The following is a 10,974-nucleotide window of genomic DNA, read 5'->3' on the forward strand; positions in this document are numbered from 1 at the left end:
CACCCTTAAGTTACATCAAGTTGTAATAACTGGGTATTGGGGTAATCGCAATTATTCAAACTTAAAAATGTATATTGGGACCTACTTTTTTATTTTTATTACATTACGAAGGAACCTTCCTAATAACGATAAGTAAGGATTATATATCCAAATTAAACACCTGTAATATTATTATTATTCAATATAATATATAAATTAAAAATTATTAGTTTATACTACTAGTATGACTTTAGACTTCACCAAAAGGTTGTAGTACATTTCAAAGCTACTAATTGCAACAAAAGTATTAAAATTCAATTAAGTAGTAAAGAACCTTACATAAATTACCCCAATTAACTTAAAATATTAATATGTATATCTATAATAGGTACCTAAGACCTAAAAAAATGACTTTTATTGTTGCTTTAAACTAAAAAAGCGTGATAGTTATTTAAGTCAATTTACAATGATTCACTGAAAAATATCCCTCTCCCCTTCCAGTCTATTCCGATTTGTCTGGTACACCTTGCATCGTAATGACAATATTCATGTGATTGTATTGCAAATCACAATCACTGACAAACTCAATTTATCTGTTTATTTAAAGTTGAATAAGTATAAACACATCTGCCTAAGGGGGCTTATCTATGTACGAGGGGAAAATAATTAAATTTTACCGCAAAAAAGCGAAATTAACTCAAGAACAACTAGGGAAAGGCGTTTGTTCAGTCACTCATATAAGCAAAATTGAAAGGGGATTAACTGAGTATTCCCCTGAAATAACTATTTTGTTGTCAAAACGACTGAAAATAAATATAGAAAAGGAGCTTGCAAATTTAACGAACTTGAAAATAAAGCTCGATTATTGGCATGAGGTTATCATTTCACAAAACATGCAGGAGGCATTACGTATTTATAAGGAACTAGCAAACAATAAATTGTTCGAAATATCTGAACATATTATTTACTATGATTTACTTAAGGCAAAATATTATTTAAGACAAGGTGATACAAAAAAAGCACAAAAGCTAATTGAACAAATTCAATTAAACCCTAATAATTTATCTGTTTATGAAACAAACTTATTCAAACATATACTCGGACTTTACTATATGTCTATTGATGAACATATAAAATCAATAGACATATTTAATAGTATTGATTATAAAAATTATTCCAACCCTTCTGTCTACTATGACTTGGGAGCAGCATACCATAATGTTCATTCACCGGTTCTTGCATATTATTACGCAGAAAAAGCACTTAATTACTTTAAGACAACAAATCATTTCTTACGTATTATAGATACTGAAAATTTTATGCTTATACAAGTAGAATCCGATCAATACCGTAACTTTAAAAATACAATTGAACAATATGAAAACTTGATTAAACTTTGTGATCTTTGCAACGCCTCTGATAAAAAGGCAAAGGTGCTTCATAATTTTGCATATGAGCACTTGAGAAGAAAGAAATATCAAATCGCTGGAAGGCTATACAAAGAATCAATGGAATTAAAAGACAATAAGTCGACTCTCTATTTATTGTCTTTAGAAGGTTATATTAGTAGTGGTTTCAAAGGAAAGTTTTTACCGAAAGAAGAATTGCTGAGGCTCGTTAACGAGGGCATGACAATCGCGACTGAAAATAACGAAGCACTGTATAAAGTTATTTTCACCTTGCATCAATTTTCGATTCTTCAACAGGAAGAAAGCTATTATAGTTATTTAATTAATAATGTCTTGCCCTATTTTAAGAGTCACGGTTACACAATGATTGCACAAAGTTATGATCGAGATCTTTATAATTATTACATTAGAATAGGAAATATGGAAAAAGCGTTAGAAATAGCAGACATTATTATTAATAATGAACTTGAAGATTAAGTTCCCTGTCAACTGATATCCCTCTAACTCATTAATATTAGCCGATTTGACCATATTTCGTAGCAAGAGAGGGATTAAATGTATACTTATAAAAAATAATGGTGATATCTTTATCTGCACTTGTCCTTCTGTTTTTAAGCGGATTCATCAAGGAAGGTCGTGAAGAATGTTTACACTGTTTAGAGTGCTATGACAAAGCTTGGGATGACGGATATGAATTAGGAAAAGCGACTGGAGTAGTTAATGAAAGATACAGAATAATTCGTAATCTTATTAATGCCCAGATGACCGATGAACAGATTATTCAGTACGCACATACATCCTATGTGGAATTAGAAGATGTTAAAAACCAATTAAAAGTTTTAAAAGGTAAATTTGAATTTGAAATGCCTCAATGACCAATTGTTCAAATAACGGGTGCTTTATTTCAAAATCAGTGAGCTGCTTATGCAGCTCTTTTTCTTATTGAACTAAAGCACCCTTTAGTTGAAGAAGAAAGATGACAATAATATATTAAATCTCAGTTGTGAAGTTCTTTCTATCAAGAACTTTACATAGAAACAACTTTTTATAAATGAAAAATAACACAATTCCAATTAATCCACCCAATGTATTCAATAAAATATCATCAATATCAATTGCACGTTGTCCTCCTTCAGAATACTTATATCCAGAAGCGATGAAATTATCGAGAAGCTGAAACATCTCGATAAAAACTGTTGTTAAGAAAATAACAATTATAGCTTTATATTTGTTGTTTATAATTTTTAAAGATAATAATGCAAAAGCCAACGGTAGCAATAAAAATAAATTTCCTACTGTTTGCATTATTGTTACAGGTGCAACAACCCTTCCAAATAAATTACTATAAATAGTTTTAAAAGGGATAAAATTTATTCGTTCAATATTCACATATGGATTTCCTATATACTCTTGCGTTATGTAATCAGGAATATTAATGTAAGTTACAAATGAATGCAATACAAATAAATATATGACAAATACAAATAAAATAACAAAGTTCAAAATATTCTTCACTTCTGATTTACTAATTAACCATATAGAGATTAGTAAAACAATTCCAAAGTTCACCACTAAGTTTAAAAAATCTAAAAGCTGTATTCCTTCATATATATAAGTTCTATATGCATAGATAAAATAAAATAAAGCCCCTAACAAACAGTACCATTTATTCAATTTTATATTAATCATCTCCTTCAAAAATTTGGATAATTATAATTGTATAATAGCAACATTATGAAACTTATCACTAACATAATAAAGTTAAGTTCTTGTTGAACTAACCTGCCCCGTTAGTTGAATAAGAAACTTATTTCATTCTCTCCAAAATCAAATAATCTTTTGTTTTAACGATTGTTATATCGTGTTTCTCTGCGAATTCAATTAAATGGTCATACGCTTTTGGTGGTTCGAGAACAGCTAATCTAATGTTAACCCCTTACGAGTCATCAGCAAAGATCAAAATGAAGAACTAAAGGCCATGAAAAAATTAGGTCTAAGTGAACTAGATATCTTAATGAATTACTCCTTTTGAACAACAAGAAAAAAAGAACGAACTCCTCATCGGGAATTTGCTCTTTAATCGTTATTGTATCTCCAACCACGCGACTGCTTCGCAATGTGTGGCGTGCATGTGGCAACACTTTATTAGGTAAGTAAAATTTAAAAAACGGACAAATCAATAAAGAGTAAGATATCAAAAAAACATTCTTGTGATATCTTACCTCTCGTCTTCAAATTAATCTATTTTTCTTCGTTATCCGTTTTTTCTGTTATATCCTTATTATAATTGTACTGAGAAGGATTAACTTTAGTAAAACCTGCAGGTGAATAGAATCTCAATAAGTCACCATTTACAATTTTATCAGATAATTGTAATTTATAATCTACGGCTTTCTTAGTCTGATTCGCTTTTTCTAATTGATTATCATCATCTAGTGGTAAACCAGTTGTTGCATCATAGAATTTCTCATCAATTGAATAGATAGTAGGACTCACATAATCACCATTTCTAAACGTTACCACGTCATTATGCTCTTTTGATAGTAAGTCGGTACCAAATTGAACATATTTTTGTGAATCAATTCCAAGTAAGTGTAATAAGGTTGGAAGGAGGTCTATTTGCCCTCCGTAAGTATGATTGGCTCCACCTTGCATTCCAGGAACGTGAATAATTAACGGTACTCTTTGTAAATTAGTACTTTCGTAAGGTGTAATTTCTTTTCCAATGATTTGTTCCATGGCTTTATTATGATTTTCTGAAATACCATAATGATCACCATAAAAAACAAGCATGCTGTTATCATATAATCCAGAATTTTGTAACTCACCAATGAACTGTTCAATTGCTTCATCAGCATAACGAGCAGTTTGGAAATAATCATCTACACTTGCATCACCAGTATCAGCCTTACCAATTGTTGTTAAGTTTTGATTCATTTTATATGGATAATGGTTCCCAACCGTAATAAATTTAGAATAGAAAGGTTGAGGTAAAGTTTTAATAATATCTAATGATTGTTCAAAGAATGGCTTATCCAATAAACCATATTCAGCCATATCTTCTTCAGAAGTAGTGTCATAATAATTGGCATCAAAGAAATGGTCATACCCGAATGATTTATAAATCTCATTACGATTCCAGAAAGTTCCGTTATTACCGTGGAATACAGCAGATGTATAACCATCCTCTTTTAAGATTGCAGGAGCTGCTTGATATGCATTCAGCCCTTTTGTAATATATGCAGATCCTTGCGGTAAACCAAATAAAGAGTTTTCAAGCATAAATTCAGCATCCGAAGTTTTACCTTGGGCTGTTTGATGGAAGAAGTTATCAAAGTATAGTGTATTCGGATCTTTAATTAATGAATTTAAGAATGGTGTTACTTCTTCACCTTTTAATTTATAGTTAATCAAAAAGTTTTGGAATGACTCCAAATGGATGTAGATGACGTTCATTTCTTTTGCTGCGCCAAAATAGTCCGGGTTAGGTTCCGCATAGTTAGATTTTGTATAGTTAATAATTTCTGTAATATCATCGCTATCAGCTAAAACCCTTTGTGAAGACGCCTTTAAAGTTTCAGTAGCGTCATAAATAGTATAGTTATATATTCCTAAATACTTAACTATATAGTTTCTATCAAAACCACGAGTTAATAACTGTGGACGATCAATGTTAGCTAGTCCTAAATTTAAAGCAAATATTCCTATAACAAAAGCTATCCCTGCTATTGCTTTTTTGTATCCAATTCCACTATTATTTTTTTTTGTCTTTTTAGATAAACATAGGTAAATTAACAAAAATAAATCAACAAAGAACATTATATCGTAGGGCTTTAATAAAGAAATAACACTGCCGCCTAAGTCTCCAAAGTTCTGCGTTTGAGTAATCGTTGGTAATGTAATAAAGTCACTAAAAAATCTATAATAAACTGCATTTGCATATAAAAGAATGGACATAAGAGCATAAATTACAACAAGTGATGCATATTTTCCCTTTCCTTTGAAAATGAAAGAAAATCCAAGAAATAACAAGGCTGAGCTAAGTGGGTTTAAAAATAAAAGGAATTGTTGAAAGAATCCTTCTACTCCTAAGTGAAACTGAGTTACTTGTGTGATATATGTTTTAATCCATAACATGAAAACGGCTAATAAATATAGATTACAAAACTTGTTTGAAAAGGCAGCCTTTATATTATTTAAACTTTCCATTTTATCACCTTCCTATTAGTCTAGTTTTCAATTTTTATATTAAAAGCATAATTTGGTAAAAAGTAATTTTAATATAATTTCACAGAGCTAATATAAACTACATCTTTTTCAGAGTTCTGTCAAGTAGAAAGCCCCGTTAGTTCAATAAGCAGTCTCGATAAGGAGTAATTCATTAAGATATCTAGGTCACTTAGACCTAATTTTTTCATGGTGTCAGGTGATGAAATGTGTCTTGGTTCGCCACCATTTTCCGTTATAGGATTCATCAAATGCGATAGTTACAAAGCCACGCTCTGCCATTGTCTGGGCATAGATTCCCGCGCCTTGTTCCTTAACTCCACCATAAGGTGTCCCTATAATAAGTGCCGGATATTTTTTTGTTTCATCGATATCCTTAGACAGGAACATATCTGCTGCAACAGTAACCCTTTATGAATTTTCCTTTAATGAAACTATATTGAGTCCATCTCTTCAAGACCCCTCTTGTTATCGGAGAAAATGCGCCTTCAAGGTATTTCAGGGAAGATGCCTACGAACTGGCTGCTGAACCTAAAGAATTGTATGTGGTTCCTAATGCAGGGAAGAAACACAAAAAACCCTTTAGTAAATAACACTAATCCGTTCAGTAATCTGGTACAAAATCTAAATTAAACATACAATAAGAGCCCAAATTCGAATATGAATTGGGCTCTTTTAAAATGCCTATATATCAGGCTTTGTTAATGATTAACACTTACTATATTCATCGTTTAAGCACTTGTTTTAACATACACACAATTTTAATTGTTTATTTGTTAATACGTACGCTAAAAGTGTTGTTAAATATCTGCTAATTGCTTGAATGCAAGAACTCCCAGCCAATATGCTGAGTGTTCTCAACTAATATTTATAATTCTTATTAAACTAAGCACCCGTTAGTTAAAGAAGGTTAAATAAAATCTTTAAAAAAACAGTTTATATAAAACATATCCAACTATTAAAACAACAATTAATATTCCTGTCCCTTTCCAACCCATACCACCTGTTAAATCAGTTAAATTTCCATTTTCACCTCGACTAAATCCATCTCTTAATGCACCACCAGGATTTTTTATAAGTTCTTTTTGTCTTAATCTCTCTCTTTTTTCTTTTGGAGTTTCTTGTCTATTATTCAAACCAAACACCCCCTATGTATGAATACTGTGTTCTCTAATTTGATTTTACCTTCTTCAACTAACCTGCCCCGTTAGTTGAACAAGAAAAAAGAGCCACCTAAGCAGCCCGAGGATCTTCAACTAAAGCACCCGTTAGTTTAATAAAGTATTATAAATAATCGACATAATCATTGTTCTTTTTATAACCATAAACTTTTATTATATTATCATTTATTTCACCTGGAACATTTATTTTTCTTAGTATCTTAATCACATCATTTTTTTGTATCTCATCTTCTGTTTTGATTTCAAGCCACTCGATAGTCTCATATCCGTCTTCACTAAAATGGTAGTACCATTCATTGTCCCATTCACAAATATTATTATTTACTAAGTCTCTTGTTCTCCATAAAAGGTTCAAGTGATAATTGTACATTGCTAATCTTATTTCTTCCCATTTTGTATTGTTCATCACTGGTTGAAAATCTTTATATTCCATTTTCATCACTCTTTTCACAGAACTTCTAGTTACATTTTAGCATTTACCTTATTGAACTAACCTGCCCCGTTAGTTCAATAAGAAAAAAAGAGCCGACTTATTGCTTCTCTTTATGCTTACCATCTCCATACCAAGAACTTTGGTTAATTTCTCCTGTTCCAACATCTCGAGTATAGTTATAATCTGCCTTTGGTTCGTCTGTAAAATACACTATTGCGTGATATGGGCTTACACCACTTCCTGTATAATTGCGATACCCCTCTAACTTATATATATCTGATTCTGTATAACCCTCTTCTAACAAATGAGCATGAACTTGTTCTTCAATTTTAATGATTTGCGCAGCTTTATTTACAAAATAAATTGTAACTGATAATAAGATAACAGCCACTAGTATTACTAACCTTCTGCTCATTTTCATGACGATCCTCCTGCCATTAAATCTTTTTTAGACATATAGCACATTAGTAACAAAATAATTTTTCTCTTGAACTAACCTGCCCCGTTAGTTCAATAAGGCTTATTTTAGAGTTGACACAAACTGTGACATGAAAAGTGACGGGTTTCCCCGTCTAATTTAGCTTATCTAGTTTGTCAGAAATAGTACGTAGTATTTTGTTCTTTTCCTGCTGTATTTTTAAGAATTTAATCATAAACCAAATCACAAATACAACTGGGGCTATGTAAAACAAGATTGGTAAAAATAGAAAAACTGAATCACCGGTCATTTATAAACCTCCTCTCATTTTTGATAATTATACCATGGTAAATATTAGAAATGTGTTCACGATTTATTAGGTAGTGAACAATACGACCATACGTTGCTTCTTCAACTAACCTGCCCCGTTAGTTCAATAAGAAAAAATGCTTCACTCCTTATTGAAGTAAAGCACCCGTTAGTTTAATAACTCCATAATTGAATCAAACTATGTCTTAGATTTATTACTTTTCAATAGATAAAAAATTATAGCCAATATAACCTGAATTAAAGGAACAAATTTCGCCCAAGGATATGGCGGATGACCACTAAAAAACCAAGCATCAGGATATAGTAAAATTGCACTTAACAACATCCAAATCCAAGAACGCTTTATAAGTGCAAATACAAAAGTAATGACTGATGCTATAAGTAATGGATAAAACAAATCTAATGTTCCCAACAAGACCCCCATAATTCCTTCCAAGGTATAACCTCCTCTAATTAAGACATCACTTTCCTTTTGGGACTGAGTATGAACTTTCACGAATACGGTCCCGAATAGTTTGTCTCCTATATAAGCATCTAACCTCCACATTCCACTTTTAGGTAAGTTCATACTAGTATGAACTTGTCTATCTGCCTTGTTATTTGCCTTATAAAAATCACCTCCGTACACAACACTTTGTTTTTCATCATTTTCATGTGTTCCTATAAATTTTAATACTCCATCAAACTCTTTTTCTTCTCCCCAAAAATACCATATATACTTTTGGGTTTTATCAGGATAAAATCTTAGAATCTCACCATCATCGTAACTAAAACCTAAACGACCTTCTTCACCAATCAAAGTGTCACTACCAGATTCAAATAGAGGACTTTCTTTCCAAACTCGTTCTATACTTTTGTCAACGTCATTCTCTACTCCAAAACCTGGCTCTTTAATTGCCTGATTTACTAGTGTACCTGTTGAATGACCACCAAAATCAAAGGTATAAATCAACAGGCTAAGTGTTAAGATGGCTAATAAACCCACACCAATAATATTAAGGTTCCTAGGTAACCTAAATTTCGAATTATTACTTTTAATGATTTTTTTCCTCAACGAAATGATGAATGTCGGGTCTGGTTCTAAATCCGGTCTATCCAATAAAGGTTTTAAGAAATCATAGTCTGTTTTATTTGGATTTTGATTCTTCATGGAAATCCCCCCCCTCATTAATTATTAACTCTTTCTTCAATTGATTAATGGCTCGATGAAAATCAACTCGCACTTTCCCTTCAGTGCAGCCTAAAATTTCTGCAGTTTCCTTTACACTCAGTTCCTTAAGTGCCCTTAGAATAACTACGCTTCTATAATGTAGCTTAAGAGTTAGTATGGCATTTTGAAGTTCACGCCAATTTTCCGTGTTAATTAATCGATTCTCATCAGTTGCAATGCAGTGGCTCTTATGCCCATTTCCTTTTAAAAGCTGTGGGAGAAAATTAATCAATTTTTGTTTTCTTTTAAGATCAATAGCGGTATTCTTTGCGATTGAAAGTAACCAGGTCTTTTTCTTGCTTACGTCTTTTAATTGATGTATATTTTTCATCACTTTTATAAAAGTTTCTTGTGTTATGTCTTCTGCTTCCTGTTTATTATTTGTAAAGTACAATGAGAAATGATAAACATCGTCACGAAACTCGTCGTATAATTCTTCAATCATTAATTTCTCCGACTTCATGCCCATCCCTCCAATCCAATTCGGTAACAATAAGTCGTTTGAGAAATCGATTTGTTTCAATAATCAAAAAATAAAAAAGCATTCAAGTTGCCTTTACAATTTGTGTAGCAATCTTTTGAGTAACACCTTTGTTTAATTTTTTATAAAAGCTAAGGAGTTCCAATTATGGTGAAAATACTTATTCAACTAATCTGGCCCGTTAGTTCAACAAGTTCAACAAAAAAAGCCTTAAACCTTTATATATCAAGGGTTTTGGGCGTTACATGAATGGTGGGTTATTTGCGTTAAAACGTTAGAGCCCAAATTCGCATACGAGTTGGGCTCATCTTGTTTTTGTTAGGTGAGAAAGTTTAATAAATCGATAGGTCAAAGTAATTAATGTCGGTGTTGCTTCTTCAACTAAAGCTCCCGTTAGTTGAGATAAAAGGCTACTTGGCAGCCCAGATATTTAACTAAAAAGTCGTTATTTAATGTATTCCTATTTAAACTAACCTACCCCGTTCGAGAAAATGGTAATATACAGATTTAATTATCACCTATTTTAAATTCCAATTCATTTTTTACATCTGAACCTTCTTTTAAAAGTATAGTCCAAGAATCGGAATGTTTATCATAGTTTACAGCTTTTAAAACAGGTACAGATAATTCTTTTATATCGCTAGCTTGAACTGTTAAGAATTTATTTATAGCTTCGGTATCTGACAAATCTGCACCATCAGGATTCTTGCTTGGCAAAATTGAAATCTTATCAGCCCTTGATTTTCCAGGATATGATTCTGCAACTATTCCAAACCAAACTTTTACTTTTTGTCCCGATTCAACTTCTTCCGGAACATTTGAAAACCAAATGGCATCATAAAATTCTTTATCGCCCACAGCTGAGCTAAGATCTTGTGGATTAGAACTCACCACAAGTATTCTTCCAGCCTCTTTTTTCATAACAAATCCTTCGATTCCGGGTGGTTCTTCGTTAAATATTTCAACTTTTTTCACTTCATCAGTCGCTTCTTCTTTAGCAACTCCGTCAGAACAACCAGTTACCAAAAGCAAGGAAAAAACGATGCATGTAAATAATAATGTTTTCATTTTATCTACCCCTTTAAGTAATATGACCTGTAAATATATAAATGTTACACTTTTCCTTCTTCAACTAACCTCCCTCTATAAACATTGATGTATCAACGGTTCTCACCATGTCATGATGTAGAGTAAATATTTTTTCACATAGCTTATAAACAGAGTCTTGAATTTCTTGTTTTTATTACCAAATAGAGCGTACGCTTCGCTAAAACTAATGGAAATCATTAGCTGTTTTCTCCACTAT

Annotated in this window: 12 protein-coding genes; 2 read left to right on the forward strand and 10 right to left on the reverse strand. The window is 31.8% G+C overall.

The genetic code is table 11. From position 1 onward, the window contains the following. Positions 1–626: 626 nt before the first annotated feature. Positions 627–1,865 (forward strand): helix-turn-helix domain-containing protein, encoded by a 1,239-nt coding sequence (locus tag C8K15_RS14165; protein ID WP_108587043.1) that lies wholly within the window; start codon positions 627–629, stop codon positions 1,863–1,865. A 98-nt stretch (positions 1,866–1,963) separates the two neighbouring features. Then, positions 1,964–2,263 carry a hypothetical protein gene (locus C8K15_RS14170; RefSeq protein WP_108587044.1) on the forward strand — a complete coding sequence of 100 codons (300 nt, stop codon included), beginning with the start codon at positions 1,964–1,966 and terminating at the stop codon, positions 2,261–2,263. A 115-nt stretch (positions 2,264–2,378) separates the two neighbouring features. Here the strand turns inward: C8K15_RS14170 and C8K15_RS14175 are convergent, their stop codons facing one another. The 10 genes from C8K15_RS14175 to C8K15_RS14225 all read right to left on the reverse strand — a co-directional run bounded on the left by C8K15_RS14175 (position 2,379) and on the right by C8K15_RS14225 (position 10,736). Further along, positions 2,379–3,044 (reverse strand): VanZ family protein, encoded by a 666-nt coding sequence (locus C8K15_RS14175; RefSeq protein WP_158268325.1) that lies wholly within the window; start codon positions 3,042–3,044, stop codon positions 2,379–2,381. Positions 3,045–3,629: 585 nt separating this feature from the next. Then, positions 3,630–5,597 (reverse strand): lipoteichoic acid synthase, encoded by a 1,968-nt coding sequence (gene ltaS, locus C8K15_RS14180; protein ID WP_108587046.1) that lies wholly within the window; start codon positions 5,595–5,597, stop codon positions 3,630–3,632. Positions 5,598–5,810: 213 nt separating this feature from the next. Then, entirely contained in the window at positions 5,811–6,005 is a 195-nt protein-coding gene (locus tag C8K15_RS14185) for an alpha/beta hydrolase (protein ID WP_199224119.1), read from the reverse strand. Between the two features lie 533 nt (positions 6,006–6,538). After that, positions 6,539–6,751: a DUF6366 family protein gene (locus C8K15_RS14195; RefSeq protein WP_108587047.1), complete on the reverse strand. Its 213-nt coding sequence runs from the start codon at positions 6,749–6,751 to the stop codon at positions 6,539–6,541. 148 nt (positions 6,752–6,899) lie between these two features. After that, positions 6,900–7,229, reverse strand: a complete 330-nt coding sequence (locus C8K15_RS14200) for a DUF6678 family protein (protein ID WP_108587048.1) — start codon at positions 7,227–7,229, stop codon at positions 6,900–6,902. Positions 7,230–7,326: 97 nt separating this feature from the next. Beyond that, positions 7,327–7,644 carry a DUF3139 domain-containing protein gene (locus C8K15_RS14205; protein WP_158268326.1) on the reverse strand — a complete coding sequence of 106 codons (318 nt, stop codon included), beginning with the start codon at positions 7,642–7,644 and terminating at the stop codon, positions 7,327–7,329. A gap of 157 nt (positions 7,645–7,801) precedes the next feature. Continuing rightward, a complete protein-coding gene (locus tag C8K15_RS20625; protein WP_199224120.1) occupies positions 7,802–7,957 on the reverse strand; it encodes a hypothetical protein in 156 nt (51 codons plus the stop codon). Positions 7,958–8,155: 198 nt separating this feature from the next. Continuing rightward, positions 8,156–9,127, reverse strand: a complete 972-nt coding sequence (locus tag C8K15_RS20890) for a DUF308 domain-containing protein (protein WP_233260503.1) — start codon at positions 9,125–9,127, stop codon at positions 8,156–8,158. Beyond that, positions 9,105–9,632: an RNA polymerase sigma factor gene (locus tag C8K15_RS14220; protein WP_233260504.1), complete on the reverse strand. Its 528-nt coding sequence runs from the start codon at positions 9,630–9,632 to the stop codon at positions 9,105–9,107. Before C8K15_RS14220 ends, C8K15_RS20890 begins: the two co-directional genes overlap by 23 nt. A gap of 543 nt (positions 9,633–10,175) precedes the next feature. Next, positions 10,176–10,736: a YobA family protein gene (locus tag C8K15_RS14225; RefSeq protein WP_108587051.1), complete on the reverse strand. Its 561-nt coding sequence runs from the start codon at positions 10,734–10,736 to the stop codon at positions 10,176–10,178. Positions 10,737–10,974: the final 238 nt, after the last annotated feature.

This window comes from Paenisporosarcina sp. OV554 (assembly GCF_003058165.1).
Lineage (GTDB): Bacteria > Bacillota > Bacilli > Bacillales_A > Planococcaceae > Paenisporosarcina.

Bases quoted from the DNA above. Each gene is read 5' to 3' on its own strand.
- C8K15_RS14225 (WP_108587051.1), bottom strand. From the start codon at position 10,736: ATGAAAACATTATTATTTACATGCATCGTTTTTTCCTTGCTTTTGGTA.
- C8K15_RS14165 (WP_108587043.1), top strand. From the start codon at position 627: ATGTACGAGGGGAAAATAATTAAATTTTACCGCAAAAAAGCGAAATTA.
- C8K15_RS20890 (WP_233260503.1), bottom strand. From the start codon at position 9,127: ATGAAGAATCAAAATCCAAATAAAACAGACTATGATTTCTTAAAACCT.
- C8K15_RS14220 (WP_233260504.1), bottom strand. From the start codon at position 9,632: ATGATTGAAGAATTATACGACGAGTTTCGTGACGATGTTTATCATTTC.
- C8K15_RS20625 (WP_199224120.1), bottom strand. From the start codon at position 7,957: ATGACCGGTGATTCAGTTTTTCTATTTTTACCAATCTTGTTTTACATA.
- C8K15_RS14170 (WP_108587044.1), top strand. From the start codon at position 1,964: ATGGTGATATCTTTATCTGCACTTGTCCTTCTGTTTTTAAGCGGATTC.
- C8K15_RS14200 (WP_108587048.1), bottom strand. From the start codon at position 7,229: ATGGAATATAAAGATTTTCAACCAGTGATGAACAATACAAAATGGGAA.
- ltaS (WP_108587046.1), bottom strand. From the start codon at position 5,597: ATGGAAAGTTTAAATAATATAAAGGCTGCCTTTTCAAACAAGTTTTGT.
- C8K15_RS14205 (WP_158268326.1), bottom strand. From the start codon at position 7,644: ATGAGCAGAAGGTTAGTAATACTAGTGGCTGTTATCTTATTATCAGTT.
- C8K15_RS14185 (WP_199224119.1), bottom strand. From the start codon at position 6,005: ATGTTCCTGTCTAAGGATATCGATGAAACAAAAAAATATCCGGCACTT.